Raw genomic sequence first — 349 nt, 5'->3', positions numbered from 1 at the left:
AAGGCTTTTTTGCTACGGATAGGCGCTGGGCAATCTTCACCATAGTATTGACGATCGGCAAAGTAGCTTGAGCGTACCATCGGGCCTGCCCAAATGTTAAAGAAACCAATCTTTTTGCCGTAGTCCATATAACGCTGGAACTCGTCTGGATGGACATAACGATCAACTGGCGCGTGGTTTTTACTAGGTTGTAGATACTGGCCAACCGTAATCATATCGACGTTATGTGCTTTTAGATCATCAAGCAGTGCATAGATTTCTTCTTCCGTCTCACCAAGGCCAACCATAAAACCGCACTTGGTCGCGATATCAGGGCGACGCTCTTTATAGAGCTTGAGCAAATCTAATG

At 45.8% G+C, this 349-nt stretch carries 1 protein-coding gene; it reads right to left on the bottom strand.

Annotated features, from left to right (window positions below):
• Positions 1-349: lipoyl synthase (locus tag AAEZ03_RS26335; RefSeq protein ID WP_502947958.1), on the bottom strand; the 349-nt coding region annotated here is incomplete at both ends.

The organism is Pseudomonas sp. HY2-MNA-CIBAN-0224 (assembly GCF_040310285.1).
Lineage (GTDB): Bacteria > Pseudomonadota > Gammaproteobacteria > Pseudomonadales > Pseudomonadaceae > Aquipseudomonas > Aquipseudomonas helleri.
This window is presented reverse-complemented; position numbering and strand designations above follow the sequence as displayed.